Below are 21,326 nucleotides of genomic sequence, written 5' to 3' on the forward strand. Positions count from 1 at the left end.
GACTTCACAAGGGCTGAAAATGACTTCTGTTGCTCTCGGGATCCCTTCCGTAAGGACCAGGCCGATCGCCGAGCGACGCAAATCCCGTCAGATCATGGTCGGCTCCGTGCCGGTGGGCGGGGACGCGCCGGTCTCCGTCCAGTCGATGACCACCACGGTCACCGCTGACATCAACGCCACGCTCCAGCAGATCGCCGCGCTGACCGCCTCGGGCTGTCAGATCGTCCGGGTGGCCGTGCCCTCCCAGGACGACGCCGACGCGCTGCCGATCATCGCGAAGAAGTCCCAGATCCCGGTGATCGCCGACATCCACTTCCAGCCGAAATACGTCTTCGCCGCGATCGAGGCGGGCTGCGCCGCCGTCCGGGTCAACCCCGGCAACATCAAGAAGTTCGACGACAAGGTCGGCGAGATCGCCCGCGCCGCCGCCGACCACGGGGTGCCCATCAGGATCGGCGTCAACGCCGGCTCGCTCGACCCCCGCCTGCTGCAGAAATACGGCAAGGCGACCCCTGAGGCGCTGGTGGAGTCGGCCCTGTGGGAGTGCTCGCTCTTCGAGGAGCACGGCTTCCGCGACATCAAGATCTCGGTCAAGCACAACGACCCGGTCGTGATGGTCCAGGCCTACCGCCAGCTGGCCGCCCGGTGCGACTACCCGCTCCACCTCGGGGTCACCGAGGCGGGCCCGGCGTTCCAGGGCACGATCAAGTCCGCCGTCGCGTTCGGCGCGCTGCTGTCCGAGGGCATCGGCGACACCATCCGCGTGTCGCTGTCGGCCCCGCCGGTCGAGGAGATCAAGGTCGGCATCGGCATCCTGGAGTCGCTGAACCTGCGCGAGCGCGGCCTGGAGATCGTCTCCTGCCCGTCCTGCGGCCGCGCCCAGGTCGACGTCTACACCCTGGCCGAGCAGGTCCAGGCGGGTCTTGAGGGGCTGAAGGTCCCGCTCCGCGTCGCGGTGATGGGGTGCGTCGTCAACGGCCCCGGCGAGGCCCGCGAGGCCGATCTCGGTGTCGCCTCCGGCAACGGCAAGGGCCAGATCTTCGTCAAGGGAGAGGTCATCAAGACCGTCCCCGAGTCCCAGATCGTGGAGACCCTCATCGAGGAGGCCCTGCGCCTGGCCGAGGAGATGGGCGTGGAGGTCGACCTCGACGACGAGGACGCCTCCGGGCCCGAGGTCATCGTCCGCTAGCACCCGCCGGGCGGCCGTGCGCCGCCCGGATGGCCGTGCGCGCCGCCAGATGCCCGAAGGCCGCCGCCCGGCTGTGCCGCACGAGCTGTGCCGAACGAGTTGTGCCGCCCGGCTGTGCCGAACGAGCTGCGCGCCGCCGGGCGGCCGCGCCGTGCACCTCTGCACAGCCGTACACCGCCGTACACCTTTGCACAGCCGTACACCTCTGCACGGCTCTCCGCTCACGTCCGCCGGCCACCTGCTGTGCGTGGCCGCGCGGGACCCATGGGTCTCCCGTGGACGCGCGGTGACGGAGCCGCCCCGCCCCTGCCCACACTGATTACACATAGCAATCGCTTGACTACAGAGTGGTAATGATCCGGGTGTGTTACCGATGACGGTGCCATCACCTGGGAGACCATCGCCTCTGCCTTATGAGTAGGGGGAGTCTCTGTGAAAAGGGTCGTCGGGATCGTCGCGACCATCGGGATGCTGGCCGCCACCCTCGGGGTTCCGGAGGGGGCGGTGGCGCAGAGGCGGGAGGAGCTGGTCTGGGGGCCCTGTGCCGAGGCCCCCAAGACCGTGCCGCTCGACGGCGTGCTCACCGCCCCGGCCAGGTCCAGGGCGAGGGAGGGCGAGGTGGAGTGCGCCAACCTCAGGGTGCCGCTCGACTACGCCAACCCGTACCAGACCATCAGCCTGGCCCTGAACAGGATCAAGGGGAAGACCTCGCGGGACCACAACCACCTGGGCGTGCTGCTGGTCAACCCCGGGGGCCCCGGAGCCTCCGGCCGCGACCTGGCCAAATACGTCGCCGCCCGGCTCCCCGACAACCTGGCCGACCGGTTCGACGTGATCGGCTTCGATCCTCGGGGGGTGGGGGACAGCGAGCCGGCGCTCCGATGCGTGGACCCCGCGAAATACTACGCCGCCCCCCGCCCCGACCACGTGCCCCGCACCGAGCGGGAGGAGAACGCGCTGATCGGCCGGGCCAAGCAGTACGCCGAGGCGTGCGGCAACCGGTGGGGCTGGCTGCTGCCCCACATGACCACCGCGAACTCCGCCCGGGACATGGACGCCATCCGGGAGGCCCTGGACGAGTCCGAGATCAGCTTCCTGGGCTACTCCTACGGCAGCTACCTCGGCGCGGTCTACGCCACGCTCTTCCCCGACCGGGTCAAGCGGCTCGTCCTGGACAGCGTCGTGGATCCCCGTGGGGTCTGGTACGCCGCCAACCTCACCCAGGACGTCGCCTTCGACCGGCGGCACCAGGACTTCCTGAAGTGGACCGCCCGTCACAACGACGTCTACAAGCTCGGCGGCACCGGCAAGTCGGTCTCCTTCGCCTGGTACGCCATGCGGGAGCGGCTGCGCACCCGCCCGGCCGGCGGGGTGGTGGGCCCGAGCGAGCTCGACGACATCTACACCGTCGGCGGCTACTCCGACGCGGCCTGGCCGCAGCTCGCCAGGGCGTTCTCCGCCTACGTCAAGAAGGGCGACACGGCGCCCATGCTCGCCGCCTACCAGCGGCACGTGAAGAACGACGCCAAGGCGGAGAACGGCTACGCCGTCTACCTGGGGATACAGTGCCGTGACGCCGCGTGGCCGCGTGAGTGGAGCCGGTGGCGGAGCGACATGTCCCGGCTGCACGCCACCACGCCCTTCCTCACCTGGCCGAACGCCTGGTACAACGCGCCGTGCGCGTTCTGGTCCGAGCGGGGCGGCACCCCGTTGAAGATCCAGGACAGCCGCGACCTGCCGCCGGTCCTGCTCGTCCAGGCCGAGCGTGACGCCGCGACGCCCTATCCGGGGGCCCTGCAGATGCGCAAGCTGCTCGGCGGCTCCCGGCTGGTGACCGTGCCCGGCGGCAACCACGGTGTCGTGCTCAGCGGAAACCGCTGCGCGGACCGCTACCTGGCGGCCTACCTCAAGGACGGCAGCCTGCCGGGTCCGGACGAGCGCGCCGCGACCGGGCCGGACGCCCGCTGCACGGGGGTCGCCGAGCCCGCGCCCACCGCCCGTATGGCGGCGAGGGTTGATTTGAGTAGGCGGAGATGACTGGCTCTAGGTTGGTTCCTGCCAAAATCGAAGGGGTCGCGTAGGCTGATCGCGTGATGCTGCGCACAACGGCGTCGCGCGTGCTCGACGACAACGATCGTGACGAGGTGCTGGCCCTTCTGGACGCCGACCCCGTCGTCAACGTCTTCGTCGCCTCCAGGGTCCGTGCCGTCGGGCTCAATCCGGCCAGGCTCGGCGGTCAGATGTGGGGGTTCGGGCCGCGCGGCGGTCTGACCTCTCTCTGCTATGCCGGTGCCAACCTGGTCCCGGTGAACGCCGGCACGGACGCCGTGCACGCCTTCGCTGACCGCGCCCGTAGGCAGGGGCGCCGCTGTTCCTCGATCGTCGGCCCCGCCGACGCCGTCGCTCCGCTGTGGGAGCGGCTGGAGCCCCACTGGGGCGCCGCCCGCGCGGTCCGCTGGGCCCAGCCGGTGATGGCGGCCACCACGCCGTCCCCGGTCCCGATCGACCCCCTGGTCAGGCGGGTGCGGCCGGAGGAGTTCGAGATCCTGCTCCCCGCCTGCGTGGCGATGTTCACCGAGGAGGTGGGCATCTCCCCGGAGGCGGGGGACGGCGGTGCCCTCTACCGCTCCCGGGTCGCCGAGCTGATCCGGATCGGCCGGTCCTACGCCCGGATCGAGCACGGCCGGGTCGTCTTCAAGGCCGAGATCGGCGCGGTCACGCCGCTGGCCTGCCAGATCCAGGGCGTCTGGGTCCACCCCGACCTGCGCGGCCGCGGGCACGCGGCGGCGGGGATGGCCTCGGTGGTCAAGCACGCGCTCGACTGCTTCGCGCCGGTGGTCTCGCTGTACGTCAACGACTACAACGCCCCGGCCAGGGCGGCCTACCGCAAGGCGGGGTTCAGGGAGGTCGGCACCTTCATGTCGGTGCTCTTCTGAGCGCCGGCGCCCGGAGCGTACGCGCGACCGTTGTCCGGCAGAAGGCGCCTGGTCACGGGTCACCCGGACAGGGGACACCGGATCACCCCGGTGACGGATGCGGTCGGCCCGGCCACCGGATTACGGTCCCTTCTCATGAAGGTGGCGCAGCGGAAGTCGTGGTTCGGAACGGGATTGCTGGTCGTGGCCCTGCTCGTGGCGGGGCTGAGCGTGTCGGTGTTCCTGCGGGCGGGCGCCACGCAGGAACGGATCGACGGGCACCTGCGGAAGGCGGCCGGACTGCTCGGCGAGGCGGAGACCGTCAAGGAGACCGATCCCGGGCGGTATGAGGAGCTGACCGGGGAGGCCGACCGGTACGCGGGGTTCGCCGACGCCGACCAGGAGGAGTACGACTCCCAGTACTCGGGCGCGTGGCTCCTCGTCGCCGGCGCCGCCGGATGTCTGGCCGGATGTTTCATCGTGTTCTTCCCCCGTCGCGGCCGCGCGTCCCGGAGCTCCACGCTCGATCGCGCGTGACAGCTCGTCCCGGAACGTGCTCCGCGGGTGGCGGAACGTGCTCCACGGGAGGCGGCTGACGGCGCAGGCCGGAACCTCCTGCCGGGCCGTGCCCGCGCGTGGTGCGTGGCCGACGCCCGCCGGGGCGACGCGATCGTCAGCGGACCGTCGGCCCGGGGGACGCCGCGGCGCGGTGGGCGCCGGGGGTGTGGCCGAAGGCCCGGCGGAAGACGTCGATGAAGGCGCTGCTGGACGCCCAGCCGCATCGGCGCGCGACGGTTGTGACCGGGGTGTCCTCGGCCAGCAGACGCAGGGCGTGGTACAGGCGCAGCTGGGTGCGCCACTGCGGGAAGCTCATGCCGAGTTCGGCTCGGCAGAGCCGGGTCAGGGTGCGGCCGCTGACGCCGGCCGCGGAGCCGAGCCGCGCCAGGGTCCGGTTGTCGGCCGGGTCGTCGCGGAGGATGGCGCACACCGCGGCCAGCCGCGGGTCCCTGGCGGCGGGCACGTGGACGGGCTGCTGGGCGCAGTGGCGGAGCTGGTCGAGCAGGACGGCCCGTAGGCGGCGGCGTTCGGCGGTGAGATCGGCGGGCCGCTCGGTGTAGGCGATGATCAGCTCGCGCAGCAGCGGGCCGACGCCGATGACCGCGGGCCGGTCCAGGCGCAGCGGGTTGTCCTGCACCGGCAGTCCCACCAGGTGGAGGTCGATGTCGCCGTAGGCGCGATGCTCGTGGACGGTTCCGGCCGGGATCCAGATCGCCCGGCTGGCAGGGGCGATCCAGCTGCCCGCGTCGGTGGTGACCGCCAGCACGCCGCGGCCGGCGTAGACGATCTGGTTCTCGTCGTGCCAGTGAGCGTCGACTCCGGCACCGGCGGGCAGGGGGCGGAGGCCCGTCATCGCACGCGGAGAATGGCGGATTTTCGACATTATCTGTCATTTTATCGGAAGCGGAACGGCCCCTGCGGCACCGATCATCGAGGGGTGACGGCAGACCAGACCCTGGGATCGCCTGGCGGTCACGGGGCGCGCCGGACTCCCGCCCGGGCGGCCGCCCGCAAGGCCGGCGGAGCCCCGGGCCGGAGATCCCGTCAACGCCCGGACGACGCGTCGGACGACGCCGTCTCCGGCTACCGCCACCACATCCCTGGAAAGACCTTCAGGAGTCCCCATCATGGGCAACCTCTCGATCCCTTCTCTCTCGGAGCTGCGCAGGCGCCGGAGCGCGAAATGGCGGACCTTCCCGGACGACGTCCTGCCCCTCCCGGTCGCGGAGATGGACTTTCCGCTGGCGGAGCCGGTCGCCAGGGCCCTTCACGAGGCGGTCGACCGGTCGGACACCGGCTACGCGGCGCCGACCCGTGACCTCGCCGACGCGGTCGTCGGCTACGCCCGGCGCACCTGGGACTGGAAGATCGACGCCGACGACGTGCGTACCGTCGCCGACGTCGGGATCGGCATCGTCGAAATCCTGCGCCGCGTCATCGGCGTCGGAGACCGTGTGGTGATCAGCCCGCCGGTGTACGAGCCGTTCTCCTGGTGGGTGCGCGAGGTCGGGGCCCATGTCGTCGAGGCGCCGCTGGCCGGAGGGCCGCTGGGATGGCGGCTCGACCTGGACGCCCTGGAACGCGCCTTCGCCGGCCGGGCCACGGCGTACGTGCTGTGCAACCCGCACAATCCCGTCGGCCTGGTGCACCGGCGCGAGGACCTGGTCGCGCTCGCCGAGCTGGCCGACAGGTACGGCGTCTACGTGCTGTCCGACGAGATCCACGCCCCGCTCGTCCTCCCCGAGGCCGAGTTCGTCCCCTTCCTGTCGGTATCGGAGGAGGCGCGGCGCTGGGGATTCTCGTTCCTGTCCGCCAGCAAGGGCTGGAACCTGGCCGGGCTCAAGGCGGCCACCGTCGTCACCGCCGACCCGGCGCCGAAGCGGTACGTCGACCGCCTGTCACCGCACTCGCTCTACCGCACCGGGCACCTCGGAGTGATCGCCACGGTGGCCGCGTTCGACCACGGTGACCAGTGGCTCGCCGACGTCCTGGGCGTCCTCGACCACAACCGGCGACTGCTGGAGGAACTGCTGGTGAAGCTGCTCCCCGGAGTCCGCTACAGACAGCCGCAGGCGGGCTTTCTGGCCTGGATCGACTTCCGGGACCTCGGCTGGGGCGACGACCCCGCCGGACACATCCTCGCCGCGGCCGGGGTCGCGCTGAACGCCGGACACCGCTACGGCCGCGCCGGCGCCGGATTCGCGAGGCTGAACTTCGGCTGCGCACCGGAGACCCTCACCGAAGCCGTCACCCGTATCGCCGCGGCCCGCTGAGAGCCCGAAGATCCGCGCGGACGGGGTGCCTGACCGGGACGGACCCGCTCCCGTCGCGGCGGGCACCCCGCCCCGCCCGGCCCGGACGGCTCCTGGGGCGGGGGCGGACGCCGGACCCCCTCAGATGCTGCGCACCAGGCGGGACATCAGGCGCTCCAGCTCGGCTTCGGGGTCGGTGGTGAGGCCGGCGTGGACCGGGCCGGTCTGCACGATCGTGCTGCGCGGGGCGGTCAGCCAGCGGAACCGGCCGCCGAGCGGCTCGCCGGTCAGCGGCCCCGCGTCAGCCGTGCAGGAGCGCTGGTAGGCGCCGAGCGCGTGCCGCACTCCGTCGACGTCGGCGTGGGCGTCGAGCGCGTGCAGCCGTGTCTCGTCCAGCTCCACCCGCGCGCACAGGTAGGCGCGCGGCTGGCAGTAGAGCACCACCCCGGCGTTGATCAGCTCGCCCCGCTCCACGCGGGGGACCACCCGGATCACGGCGTACTCGTAGACGTCTCTCACCGGTTGTCCTTCCAGAACGCACCGACCGAGCCGGTCTTCCTGTCCTGTCTGGAGGCGCTCGAAGGACCGGGCAGCCAGGAGCGGGGCCCCTGCGCGCGGGCCAGCAGGTGCTCGACGTACGCCTGCCGTACGGCCTGCGCGCCGTCGAAGCCGGGCTCGTCCTCCAGCCACTCGTCGGGGACCTCGTCGACCACCCCGTCGAGGAAGTCCCTGGTGATCTGCTCGCTGAGCTCGGCGTCGGCCTCCGCCATCCGGGTGGCGAAGGGCGCCAGCACGTGGTCGGCGGCGTCGAAGCCGCGCTGCGGGTCGGCGGTGGGCCAGTTGTGGTGGAACCAGAGGGCGGCGCCGTGGTCGATCAGCCAGACGTCGCCGTGCCAGAGGAGCAGGTTCGGGTTGCGCCAGCTCCGGTCGACGTTGTGGACGAAGGCGTCGAACCAGAGCAGCCGGGAGGCGGATCCGGGGTCCGGGGGCCAGGCGAGCGGCTCGAAGCCGAGCGCGCCGGGCAGGAAGTCGACCGCCAGGTTGTGGCCCTCACTGGCCTTGAGCAGATCCTGGATCTCCTCGTCGGGCTCCCGGGCGCCGAGCTGCGGATCGACGTCGATCACCTTCAGCTCGGGGGTGCGGAAGCCGAGCCGTCTGGCCAGCTCGGCGCAGATGATCTCCGCGACGAGCACCCGGCGGCCCTGCCCGGCGCCACGGAATTTGACGACGTAGGTGCCGAGGTCGTCGGCCTCGACCACCCCGGGGAGCGACCCGCCCTCGCGCAGGGGCGTCACGTAGCGGGTCGCTGTGATCTCTTCCAACACCCTGCCAGGCTACCGGGTCGCTCTCTCCCGGACGGCGCTCGGCGTCACCCGCCTGACCAGCCCGGCCAGGGTCACATCTCCGCGATGACCTCCTCGGCGAAGCGCTCCATGGTGGCGATCTTGAGTGCGAGGCCGTCGCCGTGCCCGGCCTTCTCCTCGGGGGTGGCCAGCCACCAGGGGGCGGCCAGGGTGCCGGTGACGCCCTTGTCGGCGAAGCGCCGGTAGGTGCCCGCGTCGGGCATGACCGCGAGGGGAGCGATGATCTCCAGGGCGTCCTCCGGCCTGCCGTACTCCTTCAGGTGACGTCTGAGCGCGGCGAGGATCTCGTCGAGCTGTTCCTCCGTGTAGATGCGGTTGCCCAACCAGCCGTCGCCGATCCGGGCCGCGCGGCGCAGGGCCGCCTCGCTGTCGCCGCCCACGAAGAACGGCACCGGCCGGGCGGGGACGGGGGAGATCGACAGCGGGCCGTAGTCGAAGTGGGCGCCGTGGTGCTCGACCGTGCCGCCGGCCCACAGCTCGCGCAGCGCGGGGATCATCTCGTCCAGCCTGCGGCCCCGGGTGTGGAAGTCCTGGCCGGTCTGGACGAACTCCTCCTTGCACCAGCCGACGCCGACGCCGAAGGTCACCCGGTCCCCGGAGAGCACCGCCGCCGTGGAGACCTGTTTGGCGACGGTGAACAGGTCCCGTGCCGGGGCGACGTAGACGTTGGGGGCGAAGCGCAGGGTCGAGGTGACCGCGGCCATCGCCCCGATCGTCACCCACACGTCGGGCCAGTGGGTCTCGGCGTCCCAGCGGGGCGCGCCCGTCTCGGAGTAGGGGTAGGGGGAGTCGAAGTCGGCGTAGAAGATGTGGTCCGACAGCGTGAGCGTGTGGAAGCCGCACCGTTCCGACACCTTGGCCAGCTCGACGAACTGGTCGGTCTCGACGAACGACGCTCCAAGCCAGAACTGCACGGGTCCTCCCCGGGCTTCGTAGATTCGGAAGGGTCAGTCGGAGAACTCGGGGATGACCTTGGTGGCGAAGAGTTCGAGGTTGCGCTTGACGGTGTCGAGGGGGAGGACACCCTGCTGGCCCTGCATGAACAGGCCGAACCACTCCAGGTCGGGCATCCGGTCGAGCATCCGCTGGATGCCGCGCTTGATGTCGTCGGGGCCGCCGAGCAGGGCCATCTCGACCTCGTTCATGCGCTTGTAGTCGCCCTTCTCCGGGCTGATCGGCTGGTGCCGGTCGTCCTCCTTCTTGCGCAGGACCTCCAGGTAGCCGAACGGGCCGAAGAAGGCGGCGAAGTCCTTCTGCATGCTCATGCCGTAGGTGGCGATGGCCTCCTCCCGGGTGTCGGCCATGCCGACGATCTTGAGGATGCCGGTGTGCTCGCCCAGCTTGTAGTCGCGGCCGCACTTGGCCGACTCCTCCTGGTAGAGCCTGGCCTTGGCGGCGTGCTCGTCCGGGTTCGGGGTGAACATCCACGGCAGGATGTCCTCCTGCGCGGCCCGGATCACCGAGCGGTCGGAGATCGTGAACGGCTGCCACAGCTCCGGGTACGGGTTCTGGTACGGCTTGGGCCCGACCGAGACGGCGTGGATCCTGCCCTGGTCGTCGACCTCGCCGGGCGCGCCGAACTTCTGGGTCCACTCCAGCGCGGGCCATCCCTCGATGCCGTCGAACGGCGCGGGCACCTCGTAGTCCAGCACGTCGGACTTGTAGCGCAGCGTGTCCTGGGTCCACGCCATCTTCATGATCTTCAGGACTTCGCCGAAGACGTCGAAGTTGCGGGTGTCGGTCTTGGAGCCGTCGGAGCGGGCGGCGGTGGCCTGCCAGCGCTGGCCCAGGACGTTCATCCACCGGTTCTGGTAGCCGCGGGCCACGCCGAGCCTCAGCCGGCCCTTGCTGAACTGGTCGAGGAGGGCCACGTCCTCGGCCGCCCTGATCGGGTCCCAGGCGGGCAGCACGATGCCCAGCGGAGCCAGCAGGATGCGCTCGGTCCTGGCCGCCAGGTCGGTGAGGAACATCAGCGGGTTCACCGAGAACTCGAAGCCCTCGGAGTGGAAGTGGTGCTCGGTCATCATCAGCGCGTCGAAGCCGATCTGGTCGGCGTGGATCGCGATCTCGCGCACCTCGTGGAGCAGCGCCTGGTAGGACTCGACGCTCCGCCCGATCGGTCGCTTGGCGACCGCGTTCTCCTCGTTGGAGTATCCGGAGCCGGGGATCTGCGGGTTGAGGAATATCGAGAACTTCATGCCAGGCTCCTTAGCCAGTCTGTGACGACGAGGAGGAACTCCCCGGGGCGTTCCTCGTGCAGCCGGTGGCCGCTGCCCTCCCAGGTGACGGCTCTGGAGCGCGGGTCCTTGAACAGACTCGCCTCCCACGCGGCCTGGGCCGGATCGAACCAGAAGGTCAGCACCGGGCAGGGCCGGCGTGACAGGTATCCGTCGGAGTTGGGGCGGAGACCGAGCGGCTCCGGCCCGCCGAACATCGCCTCGAACGCCTGGAGCAGCACGTGCGGGGGAGTGGCCAGGATCCGCCGCCGGTGCCATTCGCGCAGCCAGTCCGGGGTCGCCCCGGTGGAGGTCCACAGGTCGTTGCGGAGGCTGGCTGCCAGGGGGTCCTCGCGCATCTGCTCGATCAGCGCGGGGAAGGAGGCGGCCACCGCGCCCGTGAAGCCGTATCCCGGATCGACCGTGACCAGGGCCCTGACCAGCGACGGGTGTTCCACCGCCAGGTGGGAGACGATCTGGCCCCCCATGGAGTGGCCGATCGCGACACACTGCCCGACGCCGAGCGCGGCGCAGAGCCCGGCGAGGTCCTCGGCCATCAGTCGTGGGGTGTTGCCGGTCTCCGGCGCGGACGAGTAGCCGTGCCCGCGCATGTCCACCGCGATGACCCGGTGCCGCCCGGCGAGCGCGGGGATGTGGTGGACCCACTCATGGGAGTCCGACCCCAGGCCGTGGACGAGCAGCAGTGCCGGGTCTCCCGATCCGTCGTCGGTGTGGAACAGCCGCACGTCGCCTAAGTCCGTGAACGCCATGAGCGCCCTTCCGTGAGGATTGCCCGCCTGGCAAGCTACCCTAGGAATGGTAGCCGAGCAATCGCTTGGTTTGGCAAGGGCCTGCCCGGCGCGGGGAGAGCGGAGGCTGTCATGCGGCTGGGTGTCACGATGTTCGCCACCGACCTGTCGATGCCGGTCGCCGAGCTGGCCCGAGCCGTCGAGGAGCGCGGCTTCGCCTCCCTCTACCTGCCCGAGCACACCCACATCCCGACCTCGCGCCGCACGGCCCCCCCGACCGGGGAGGCCGTGCTCGCCGAGGAGTACAGCCGCACCCTCGACCCGCTGGTCGCGCTCTCCCACGCGGCGGCCGTGACCAGCCGGATCACTCTCGGCACCGGCATCCTGCTCGCCGCCCAGCGCGAGCCCATCGTGACCGCCAAGGCCGTCGCCACCCTCGACCACCTGTCCGGCGGGCGGACGGTGCTCGGCGTCGGGTTCGGCTGGAACGTGGAGGAGATCCAGGACCACGGCGTCGCCTACGGCTCCCGCCGGGACGTCGCCCGCGAGCACCTGCTCGCCATGAAGGCGCTGTGGAGCCAGGACGCGGCGGGTTTCGAGGGCCGTCACGTGAGCTTCGGACCGTCCTGGTCCTGGCCCAAGCCGGTGTCCGGGCCGCCCGTCTACGTCGGCGGCGCGGCGGGCCCGAAGCTCTTCGCCCACGTCGCCGAGTACGCCGACGGCTGGATGCCGATCGGGGGCAGAGGCGTCCGGGCGGCGCTCCCCGCCCTGCGCGAAGCCTGCGAGAAGGCGGGGAGGGAGATGGCCAGGGTGATCCCGTTCGGGACGCTGCCGACCCGGGAGAAGCTCGACTACTACCGGGAGACGGGCATCGAGGAGGTCGTGCTCAACCTCCCCGGCGCCCCCGCCGCCCGCGTGCTCCCGGTGCTCGACGATTACGCGCGTTTCCTGGCATGAACGAGAGGTCGTTATAGTCGGGTCCCATGTCGCGCCCGGCTCCGCTCCGGCCGGAGGACCCCCGGCAACTCGGTCGCTACCGGCTGACCGGCCGCCTCGGCGCGGGAGGCCAGGGGATCGTCTTCCTCGCCGAGTCCCCGGAGAACACGCGCGTCGCGGTGAAACTGCTGCACGCCCGGCTGCTGGACGACGAGAGGGTCCGCCGCCGCCTCGCCGGCGAGATCGAGGCCGTCCGGCGGGTCGCCCCCTTCTGCACGGCCCAGGTGCTCGACGCCGACCTCGACGGAGACCGCCCCTACATCGTGAGCGAGCTCGTCGACGGGGTCTCGCTCCAGGAGCACATCGCGGCCGAGGGGCCCCGCGCCGACGGCTCGCTGGACCGCATCGCGGTCGGCACGGCCACCGCGCTGGCCGCCATCCACCGGGCCGGGGTGGTCCACCGCGACTTCAAGCCGGGCAACGTCCTGCTCGGCACGGACGGTCCCCGGGTCATCGACTTCGGCATCTCCCGGATGATGGACGCCACGATCACCACCGGAAAGATCCCCTTCGGGACCCCCGCCTACATGGCCCCCGAGCAGATCAAGGGCGAGCCGGCCGGGCCCGCGGCCGACATGTTCGGCTGGGCGCTCACCGTCGCCTACGCCGCCACCGGCCGCCACGCCTTCTCCGCCGGCTCCTACCACGAGGTGCTGGCCAGGATCCTGTACGGCAGGCCCGACCTGGGCCCGCTGGCCGGCCCGCTCCGGGAGATCGTGGTCGCCTGCCTGGCCGCCGAGCCCGGGGACCGGCCGGTCGCCGAGGAGGTGCTGCGCCGGCTGTACGGCAGCGCCGCCGTCTCCCGGCCGGCCGGGACACCCGGGCCCGCGGCCTCCGGGCCCGGGGCGGCCGGGTCCGCGGTGTCGGAGCCTCCGCCGTCCGGGGTCTCGACGGGGGAGCCTCCGGCTTCCGTAGCCTCGACGGCGGAGTCCCCGGCTTCCGCGGCCTCGACGGCGGAGCTCCCGGCCCACGGAGGGCCGGAGGCGGAGCCGTGGGCCCCTCTCACCGCGACCGCCGAGCTCCCCGCGGTGAGGGTGGGGACGTCACGGCGGCGCCGGTGGCCGCTGCTCGCGGCGGTGGGCGTGGCGATCGCGGCCGCCGTGGCCGGGGCGGCCTTTTTCTGGCCCGATGAGGGCTCCTCCTACACGGGCACCTGGGCGGGCCTCGCCGATCACTCCACCGCCGAGCGGGTCTTCCCCGTGGAGGTCCGCTTCACGGAGGAGGGGGCGAGCATGAGGTGGGGAGCCGATCTGCACTGCGCCGCCCGGCTCTCCCGGACCGGCTCCGAGGCCACCTACCGGCTGGTCGGCGTCAGCGGCGGCCAGTGCTACCCGGGCACGGTGGCGTTCTCCCGGCGCGGCCCCGACCGGCTGGCCTTCCAGGTGACCAGGACGGGCGAGCGGGTGCCCCGTTACTCCGGAGACGTGGTCCGCTCCCCCTGACCCGAGCATCACATGAGTGTCACGGTCGGGACCATGAGCGCTTCACCACCGTTGACTGCCGGGAATACCTCTCCTTGAGTGGGAAGAGTGGTGGGGAGGGAGGCCCGCGTGCCGCATGCGCAGCCGCTCAGGACGGGGGACCTCGAAAGGATCGGTCGATACGCGATCGTCGGCCGCCTGGGAGAGGGCGGCCAGGGGGTGGTCTATCTCGGGGTGCACCCCGCGACGGGCTCGGCGCCCTATGCGATCAAGCTGCTGCACGGCCCGCTCGGGGAGGACGAGGCGGTCTTCCTGCGCGAGGTCGAGCTCGCCAAGCAGGTGGCCCGCTTCTGCACCGCCCAGGTGATCGAGGCCGGGCTGGCCGACGACCGGCCCTACATCGTCAGCGAATACGTCGACGGCCCCTCGCTCCACCGCGAGGTCACCGACGGCGGCCCCCGTGGCGGAGGCGCGCTGGAGCGCCTGGCCATCGGCACGGCCACCGCCCTGGCGGCCATCCACCGCGCCGGGATCGTGCACCGCGACTTCAAGCCGCAGAACGTGCTGCTGGGCCCGGACGGGCCGAGGGTCATCGACTTCGGTCTGGCCCGCGCACTGGACGCGGGAGCCACGCAGAGCGGGCGCGGCGCGGGCACACCCGCCTACATGGCGCCCGAGCAGGTGAAGGGGGCCGAGATCCGGCCGGCGGCCGACGTCTTCTCCTGGGGCGCCACGATCTGCTTCGCCGCCAACGCCCACGCCCCGTTCGGGCAGGACTCGATCGCGGCCGTGCTGCACCGCATCCTCACCGCGCCACCGGAGCTGGGCTGCCTCGACGGGCGGCTCGGCGCGCTGGTCGCCGGCTGCCTGGAGAAGGACCCCCGCAACCGCCCCAGCAGCCGGGAGCTGCTGCTCGCGCTGCTCGGGGGCGACGCCGTACGGCCGGAGGCGCCGTGGTCCCCGCCGGTCCCGGGCCCTGATCTGTCCGGGACCTGGCCGGGCCCGGCCAGGTACGGGTCCCCGCCGGGCCAGGCCCGGCCCGCGCCGCCGGCCCGCGGCCCCCACGGCGGTCCCGGTGAGCCGGCCGAGCCGCGGACCCGTCCGGGGCGGGCGGCCACCAGGGCCTCGGTCGCGGTGTCGGGGGCGCTGCTGGTGAGCGCGGCCGTGCTGGTCGCGGTGCTGGTCCCGGCGCTGAGCGGCGGCGACGGGCAGCCTGGGCCGGACAGGCCGAAGGCGTCGGCGGGGGTGCCCGGCGCGCGGGTGGAGCTCACCCCGCTGCCGGCCAGGGTGGCCCGTCCGAGCGACCGGCCGGGCACGGGCACGAGGGGCGCGGCCCCTCCGTCCCAGGCGTCCCCGACGCCTCCGGCGGCCGCCGGGGTCGCGGTGCCGGCCCTGGCCGGGCTGGACCGTGCCGAGGCGCTGCGCCTGATCGAGAAGGCCGGCCTGGTCGCCGGGGCCCTCACCGCGACCGATTCCGACCGTCGGATCGGGCAGGTGCTCAGCAGCCGGCCGGAGGCCGGGACGCTGGTGGCCAAGGGAACGGAGGTCGACCTGGCGGTCTCCGCGGGGGTGGCGGTGCCGGTGCTGACCGGCCTCCGCAGGGAGCAGGCCGAGGCCGCTGTCACCCGGGCGGGGCTGGTGCCGGGAGGGGTCACCACGCGCTGCTCGGCGGGTCCGGCGGGCCAGGTCCTCGCCAGCACCCCCGGGGCGGGCGAGCGTGTCTCCTCGGGTGGCGTGGTGGCGCTCGTGGTGTCCAGGCGCGGGGCCGAGGTGCCCTCGGTCGTCGGCCGGACGGAGGCCGACGCGCGCGGCGCGCTCAGCGGGGCGGGCTTCACCGTGCGGGTGCGCCCCCGCCTCGTCGCCGACCCGTCGAAGTCCGGTGTGGTGCTGGCGCAGCGGGGCGCGTCCGGAGGCTGTGCCCGGCCGGGCGCGGTGGTCGTGATCACGGTCGGCGTCGGGGGGCAGAGCGGTCCCGGCCCCGACCCCGGCGAGACGGCCACCCCGGTGGACCCGACGGCCTCGGAGGTGCTCGGCTCCGCCCCGGCCGCGGGGCGGGGCTGAGCGGCCCCGTGCCCGTACGGAGGAGGCGGGCGCCTGGGAGCGGGCCGGGCCGGAGGTCGGGGGGCGTGTCGGGGCCCGTGGGTCAGGGGGCGTGTGCGGGGACGGGCGGCGGGCGTGGGTCAGGCCGGTGGGCCGTGCATGGCGCGGGCGGTGTCGAGCAGGGTCTCCCGGACGACCTCCTCCGGCAGGTCGATCGTCTTGACCACCACGCACTGCAGGGCGCCCAGGAGGGCCCAGGCCCGCACCCGCCCGGCGGGGTCCGGGTCCGCCGGGGCCAGACGGGTGTAGATCGCGTCGCGGAAGGCGCGGATGGCCTCGCCGGGGGAGCCGGGCGGGGCGTCGTCGGCGCCGCTGATGTCCTCCATGATCAGGCGGATGATGGTCCGGTGCCGGACCACGAAGGTCACCAGCGCCTCGACGAACTGGCGCTCGCCGCCGAGGTCGGTCTCCAGCAGGGCCACGATGTCCTCGGCCGCGGGCGCGAGCAGCTCGGTGGCCAGCCGGTCCTTCGGATGGAAGTGGTAGGCGACGGCGGTCTTCGTCAGCCCGACGGCCGAGGCGATGTCGGCCAGTGAGGTCGCGGCGTAACCGCGCTCGGCGAAGAGCTGACGGGCGGCGTCGAGAATCCGGCGCCGTGTGTCGTAGCCGTGCTCAAGTGTGGTCATCGTCTCATTCCCACGTGTTCTAGAGCATTCTGGAATGTCCGCGCCTACGCTTGATCGTAGGTTCTGTACGACCGTACAGGACGGCGTTTCAGGCGCATTTCAGTCTTGAACAGGGCGGTCACCGATGTCTGGCTTGCTGGGGCGACTGGGGAGTTGGTGCGCGAGGCACGGCAAGATCGTGCTGGCACTCTGGGTGGCCGCGGCGGTGCTGCTGACCGCGGGGTCGATCGTGTTCGCCGGTCCCGTGAGCAACAACGTGACCATACCCGGCACGGACGCGCAGCGGGCCCACGACCTGATGCGCGACGGCTTCGGCCCCGGCTACGACCCGGGCGGCACGGTCCAGATCGTGCTCTACTCCGCCGACGGCCCCCTCGTCGCCAAGCCCCGCAAGCTCGCGGTGGAGCGGGCGGTGGCGGAGATCCGGAAGGTCCCGCACGTGGCGGAGGTCCTGACCCCCTACCGGGTCGGCGGCCTGGCGCCCAGCCTGCAGATCGGCCTCATCACGGTCAGGCTCAAGGGGCACGACAACAGCAAGCTCGCCGAGACCACCCGGCGGCTGTCGGAGGCGGCCGGGCCCGTGCGCGCGCTGGGCATCGAGGCGGTGCCGGCCGACGCGTCCACTCCGGCCGACAAGGAGATCAAGACCGGGACCAGCGAGATCATCGGCGTGGTCTGCGCGCTGCTGGTGCTGCTGTTCGCCTTCGGCACGCTGGTGGCCGCGATGATCCCGATCTTCACGGCGCTGGTCAGCATCGCCACCGGCCTGGGCGTGATCAGCCTGCTCGGCCACATCGTGGACGTCCCCAAGCAGGCGTCCATCATGGCGACGATGATCGGCCTGGGCGTCGGCATCGACTACGCCCTCTTCCTGCTCAGCCGGCACCGCAAGCTGCTGGCCGACGGCGTGCCGGTGCGCGAGGCCGTACGCCGGGTGGCCGCCAGCTCGGGCGGCGCGGTGGTGTTCGCCGGCGGCACGGTGATCATCGCGCTCAGCGCGCTGCTGCTCGGCGGCTTCCCGATGCTGCAGACGCTCGGCTGGATCACCGGCATCTCGGTCGTCTGCGCCGTGCTCACCTCGATCACCTTGGTCCCCGCCCTGCTCGGCCTGCTCGGGCACCGGATCAACGCGCTGCGGCTGCCCTTCGTGGGCCGCCGCAGGACGGCGGACGACGCCTCCGGCTGGAGCGCCCTGGGCACCTGGGTGGCCAGACGGCCCTGGAGCGTCCTCGCGTTGAGCGTCGCCGTCCTCGCCGCCCTGACCGCGCCCGCCCTCGCGCTCAAGCTCGGCCCGCTCGACGACGGCTACGGCGACAAGGACACCGCCGCCCGCCGCTCCTACGAGCTCATGCAGGCCGGATTCGGGCCGGGGATCAACGGGCCGCTGATCGTGGTCGCCTCCCTCGAGGAGAAGGCCGTCGACCGCGACCCCGCGCCCGCCGTGCTCCAGATCCTGAAGGAGGAGGTCGGCGCGGTCGAGGGGGTGGCCCACGTCGGCGAGCCCGTGCTGAACGACGACGGCACCACCGCCCTGGTGCAGGCCGTCACCGAGTACGCGCCCAGCGATCCGCAGGCGCTGCGGGTGGTCGAGGACGTGCGCGCGATCCGGGTCGAGGGGGCGCGGGTGCATGTGGGCGGGGAGGTGGCCGCCATGTCCGACGCGAGCACCAGGATCGCCGACCGCACCCCTCTGGTCGTCGGTGTCGTGGTGCTGCTCAGCGCGCTGCTGCTGCTCCTGGCGTTCCGGTCGCCGGTGGTCGCGATCAAGGCCGCGATGATGAACCTGGTCTCGCTCGGCGCCGCGTTCGGCGCGCTCTCGCTGGTCTTCTCCCTCGGCCTGGGCAGCGGCCTGGTCGGCATGGACCCACCGGTCGGCGTGGACGACTCCTACCTGGCCACGCTGTTCTTCTCGGTGCCGATCGACAGCTACATCCCGCTGATGCTGTTCGCGGTGCTGTTCGGCCTGTCGATGGACTACGAGGTCTTCCTGCTCACCGCGGTACGGCAGGCGTATCTGAGGCACGGCGACAACCGCAGGGCGGTGGCCGAGGGCCTGGGCGCCACCGGCCGGGTCATCACCTCCGCCGCCCTGATCATGGTCGCCGTCTTCGTCGCCTTCATCGCCTATCCCGACCCCATGGTCAAGATCTTCGGTGTCGGCCTGGCCGTGGCGGTCGCGGTGGACGCCACCATCATCCGCGGCTTCCTGGTCCCCGCCACCATGGTTCTGCTCGGCAGGTTCAACTGGTGGTGCCCCGGGTGGCTGGACCGGATCCTGCCCAACCTCTCCGTCGAGGGGCACGAGGAGGAGCCCGCCGAGGGCCCGCGCAAGGAGCTCGTCGGCGCCGGCCACGGCTGAGCGTCAGTCGAAGACGATGACGCTGCGGGCCACCGTTCCCTCGCGGACGTGGCGGATCGCCTCGTTGACGTCCTCCAGCGGCACGCGTTCGCTGACCAGGCGGTCGAGGTCGAGACGGCCGCGCATGTACTGCTCGGCGAGCATGGGCAGGTCGCGGAGCGGGGCGGCGTCGCCGCCCTGGGTGCCCATCAGCCGCCGGGAGGCGAACAGCAGGCCGGGCTCGATGGTGAGCGGCCGGCCCTGGGGCGGGCTGCCGACCATCACGGTCGTGCCGCCGGGCTGGGTGGCGGCGAAGGCGCTGCCGAGCACCTCGGGCACGCCGGTGACGTCGAAGGCGTAGTCCACGCCACCCTTGACGATCTCACCGACCTGCCGGGGCAGGTCGGTGGAGAGGATCGCGTGGGTGGCGCCGAACTCCTCGGCCAGCTTCAGCTTGGACTCGGTCACGTCGGCGGCGATGATGGTCGTGGCCCCGGCCAGCGCGGCGCCCTGGACCACGTTCAGCCCGACGCCGCCGCAGCCGACCACCAGCACGCTGGAGCCCGGCCGCACCCTGGCCACGTTGAGCACCGCGCCGACGCCGGTGATCACCCCGCAGGCCAGCAGGCACATGGTGTCGGACGGCGCGCTCTCGGCGATCTTCACGCACATCGGCTCGTTGACCACGGCGTACTCGGCGAACGAGCCGATGCCGATCATCGTCCGGGCGTCGTGGCCGTCCACGCTGATCCGGGTGGTGCCGTCGCGCATCGTGCCCATGATGGCGGCCGTCCGGGCCGGTCCGCCGCACAGGTGGAAGTGGCCCGCGCCGCAGTTGCGGCAGCGCCCGCAGGCCCCGTTCATCGCGATGATCACATGATCGCCCGGTCTGACGCCGGTCACGCCGGCGCCGACGCTCTCCACGGTGCCCGCGCTCTCGTGGCCGAGGACGAACGGAAGCCGCCGCACCACCGGGCTCTTGCCGTCCAGTGCCTTGATGTCCGACCCGCACACCCCGGACGCCCTGATCCTGACGCGGACCTCGCCCGGCCCGGGATCGGCGATCTCGACCTCGCGGACCTCCAGCGCCGCCCCGAACTCGGTGAGTACGGCCGCGCGCATCAACATCAGTCCGCTCCCGTCGCCGAAGACCTGTGCGCTCCGCACGCTAGCCCGGACCAGGTTCATAAGCAAACATTTGCTTGGTTTAATTGACGTCGCAACTGCCGGGCGCTGCTCCATTGACACCCTGGAAGCGCCAAATCTACGCTGACGAAACCAAGCGAGCGCTAGGCCAAATTAGGTCTGCGGCCGCGTGGCACGGCAGGGGGTGTTCCATGAGACGGCAGGCAGTGCGACTCATCGGCCTGGTGACCGCGGCGGCGCTCACCGCCGTCGGCTGCGCGGCCGGGCAGCGGACCGCCGGCGGCGCCTCCGGCGCGGCGGGGGCGGCCGGGGTGACCGACACGACGATCACGGTGGGCGGCGTGCTCACCAAGACCAGCGCGAGCGGCTACTCCACCAAAGACGCCGAGATCGGGGCCAGGGCCCGGTTCCAGCGGGCGAACGAGGCCGGCGGCGTGCACGGCCGCAGGATCGAGTTCGTCGGGGCCGAGGACGACGGCCAGGACGCCGCCAAGGGAGACGCGGCGGCCAAGAAACTGGTCCAGCGGGACAAGGTCTTCGCGCTGGTGCCGGTCCACGCGCCCAACTTCGGCGGCGCGACCTTCCTGGAGCAGCAGGGCGTGCCGTGGTTCGGCTGGGCGACGGGGCCGCAGTGGTGCGGCACGCGGACCGGCTTCGGCTACAACGGCTGCCTCGCCCCCAAACAGGGCGCGGGCTCGCAGACCTGGTGGGGCAGCCAGATGGCCGAGCTGATCGGCGGGTCCGCGGGCAAGACGGTCTACATCCAGACGACAGACTCAAGCGGCAGCAAATACGGCGGCCGGACCATCGCCCAGTCCTTCCAGGCGGCGGGCTTCACGCTGGCCGGCCTCAACTCCGGCCTGCCCGCCGCGGCCCCGCCGCCGGACTGGCTGCCCTACGTCAACAAGATCATGACTTCGGCCGGCGGCGGGCCGCCGGACCTGGTGGTGTCGATCATCGCCGGCACCAAGTTCAACACCGGCCTGTACGCCGCGCTGAAGAAGGCCGGATACCGGGGGCTGCTGTCCGACGCGACCAGCTACGACGCCGCCATCCTCAAGGACCCGGCCACCGCCCAGGCGCTCGAAGGCGTGATCGCGGCTCCCATGTTCGAACCCTTCGAGTCCCAGGCCCCGGAGATCGCCCAGCTCAAGGCGGACGTGGAGAAGGCGGCGCCGGGGACCGCGCTGACCCAGCACCTGGCCATCGGCTACTGGGCCGCCGACATCTTCCTCAAGGTGCTCGAACAGACCGGCAGAGATCTGACCAGGGAGAGGTTCCTGGCCACCGCCAACGGCTCGTTCACCTACGAGAACGCCGGGTTCGGCAGGATCCGCTACCCCAAGGACCACACCGAGCCCAACGGCTGCGGCGCCCTGGTCAAGCTGGAGGGCGGCGCCTTCAAGGTCGCCAGGAACATGAAGTGCTTCGACAACGTGCCGCTGAAATAGCGGTC

18 protein-coding genes are annotated in these 21,326 nt (G+C 72.2%); 10 read left to right on the forward strand and 8 right to left on the reverse strand.

From position 1 onward, the window contains the following. Nucleotides 1-19 precede the first annotated feature (19 nt). The 4 genes from ispG (at nt 20) to ACZ6R6_RS00155 (ending at nt 4,641) form a co-directional block, all read left to right on the forward strand. On the forward strand, nt 20-1,189 hold the full coding sequence (ispG, locus tag ACZ6R6_RS00140) for a flavodoxin-dependent (E)-4-hydroxy-3-methylbut-2-enyl-diphosphate synthase (protein WP_470088860.1): 1,170 nt from the start codon (nt 20-22) through the stop codon (nt 1,187-1,189). Nucleotides 1,190-1,621: 432 nt separating this feature from the next. Beyond that, nucleotides 1,622-3,226 (forward strand): alpha/beta hydrolase, encoded by a 1,605-nt coding sequence (locus ACZ6R6_RS00145; protein WP_470088862.1) that lies wholly within the window; start codon nt 1,622-1,624, stop codon nt 3,224-3,226. A 56-nt stretch (nt 3,227-3,282) separates the two neighbouring features. Beyond that, nucleotides 3,283-4,125 (forward strand): GNAT family N-acetyltransferase, encoded by an 843-nt coding sequence (locus tag ACZ6R6_RS00150; protein ID WP_470089496.1) that lies wholly within the window; start codon nt 3,283-3,285, stop codon nt 4,123-4,125. 135 nt (nt 4,126-4,260) lie between these two features. Continuing rightward, nucleotides 4,261-4,641 (forward strand): hypothetical protein, encoded by a 381-nt coding sequence (locus ACZ6R6_RS00155; protein ID WP_470088864.1) that lies wholly within the window; start codon nt 4,261-4,263, stop codon nt 4,639-4,641. A gap of 136 nt (nt 4,642-4,777) precedes the next feature. On the opposite strand, the gene ACZ6R6_RS00160 is transcribed toward ACZ6R6_RS00155, so the two are convergent. Continuing rightward, nucleotides 4,778-5,515, reverse strand: a complete 738-nt coding sequence (locus tag ACZ6R6_RS00160; protein ID WP_470088866.1) for a helix-turn-helix transcriptional regulator — start codon at nt 5,513-5,515, stop codon at nt 4,778-4,780. Nucleotides 5,516-5,789: 274 nt separating this feature from the next. Between ACZ6R6_RS00160 and ACZ6R6_RS00165 the strand changes: the two genes are divergently transcribed. Continuing rightward, nucleotides 5,790-6,935: a MalY/PatB family protein gene (locus tag ACZ6R6_RS00165; RefSeq protein ID WP_470088868.1), complete on the forward strand. Its 1,146-nt coding sequence runs from the start codon at nt 5,790-5,792 to the stop codon at nt 6,933-6,935. Between the two features lie 120 nt (nt 6,936-7,055). Here the strand turns inward: ACZ6R6_RS00165 and ACZ6R6_RS00170 are convergent, their stop codons facing one another. The 5 genes from ACZ6R6_RS00170 to ACZ6R6_RS00190 form a co-directional block, all read right to left on the reverse strand. Continuing rightward, complete coding sequence (locus ACZ6R6_RS00170) at nt 7,056-7,433, reverse strand: DUF3037 domain-containing protein (RefSeq protein WP_470088869.1); 378 nt, start codon at nt 7,431-7,433, stop codon at nt 7,056-7,058. Continuing rightward, nucleotides 7,430-8,239, reverse strand: coding sequence for a HipA family kinase (locus ACZ6R6_RS00175; RefSeq protein WP_470088871.1), 810 nt, complete (start codon nt 8,237-8,239; stop codon nt 7,430-7,432). Before ACZ6R6_RS00175 ends, ACZ6R6_RS00170 begins: the two co-directional genes overlap by 4 nt. A gap of 71 nt (nt 8,240-8,310) precedes the next feature. Beyond that, nucleotides 8,311-9,192, reverse strand: coding sequence for a TIGR03619 family F420-dependent LLM class oxidoreductase (locus tag ACZ6R6_RS00180; RefSeq protein WP_470088873.1), 882 nt, complete (start codon nt 9,190-9,192; stop codon nt 8,311-8,313). A 33-nt stretch (nt 9,193-9,225) separates the two neighbouring features. Further along, a complete protein-coding gene (locus ACZ6R6_RS00185) occupies nt 9,226-10,476 on the reverse strand; it encodes an LLM class flavin-dependent oxidoreductase (RefSeq protein WP_306856743.1) in 1,251 nt (416 codons plus the stop codon). After that, nucleotides 10,473-11,264 (reverse strand): alpha/beta fold hydrolase, encoded by a 792-nt coding sequence (locus tag ACZ6R6_RS00190; RefSeq protein WP_470088875.1) that lies wholly within the window; start codon nt 11,262-11,264, stop codon nt 10,473-10,475. Before ACZ6R6_RS00190 ends, ACZ6R6_RS00185 begins: the two co-directional genes overlap by 4 nt. Nucleotides 11,265-11,375: 111 nt before the next feature. On the opposite strand from ACZ6R6_RS00190, the gene ACZ6R6_RS00195 reads away from it, so the two are divergent. From ACZ6R6_RS00195 to ACZ6R6_RS00205, 3 genes are all read left to right on the forward strand, one after another. Beyond that, nucleotides 11,376-12,200 carry an LLM class F420-dependent oxidoreductase gene (locus tag ACZ6R6_RS00195; RefSeq protein ID WP_470088877.1) on the forward strand — a complete coding sequence of 275 codons (825 nt, stop codon included), beginning with the start codon at nt 11,376-11,378 and terminating at the stop codon, nt 12,198-12,200. 26 nt (nt 12,201-12,226) lie between these two features. After that, nucleotides 12,227-13,681 (forward strand): serine/threonine-protein kinase, encoded by a 1,455-nt coding sequence (locus ACZ6R6_RS00200; RefSeq protein ID WP_470088878.1) that lies wholly within the window; start codon nt 12,227-12,229, stop codon nt 13,679-13,681. Between the two features lie 108 nt (nt 13,682-13,789). Then, nucleotides 13,790-15,721: a serine/threonine-protein kinase gene (locus tag ACZ6R6_RS00205; protein ID WP_470088880.1), complete on the forward strand. Its 1,932-nt coding sequence runs from the start codon at nt 13,790-13,792 to the stop codon at nt 15,719-15,721. A gap of 119 nt (nt 15,722-15,840) precedes the next feature. Here the strand turns inward: ACZ6R6_RS00205 and ACZ6R6_RS00210 are convergent, their stop codons facing one another. Next, nucleotides 15,841-16,386, reverse strand: a complete 546-nt coding sequence (locus ACZ6R6_RS00210) for a TetR/AcrR family transcriptional regulator (RefSeq protein WP_470088882.1) — start codon at nt 16,384-16,386, stop codon at nt 15,841-15,843. Nucleotides 16,387-16,510: 124 nt separating this feature from the next. Between ACZ6R6_RS00210 and ACZ6R6_RS00215 the strand changes: the two genes are divergently transcribed. After that, complete coding sequence (locus ACZ6R6_RS00215; protein WP_470088884.1) at nt 16,511-18,745, forward strand: MMPL family transporter; 2,235 nt, start codon at nt 16,511-16,513, stop codon at nt 18,743-18,745. Between the two features lie 3 nt (nt 18,746-18,748). Here the strand turns inward: ACZ6R6_RS00215 and ACZ6R6_RS00220 are convergent, their stop codons facing one another. Further along, a complete protein-coding gene (locus tag ACZ6R6_RS00220) occupies nt 18,749-19,852 on the reverse strand; it encodes an alcohol dehydrogenase catalytic domain-containing protein (protein WP_470089498.1) in 1,104 nt (367 codons plus the stop codon). Between the two features lie 209 nt (nt 19,853-20,061). Between ACZ6R6_RS00220 and ACZ6R6_RS00225 the strand changes: the two genes are divergently transcribed. Then, nucleotides 20,062-21,321, forward strand: a complete 1,260-nt coding sequence (locus ACZ6R6_RS00225; protein ID WP_470088886.1) for an ABC transporter substrate-binding protein — start codon at nt 20,062-20,064, stop codon at nt 21,319-21,321. Nucleotides 21,322-21,326: the final 5 nt, after the last annotated feature.

Source organism: Streptosporangium sp. NPDC048886 (assembly GCF_055586905.1).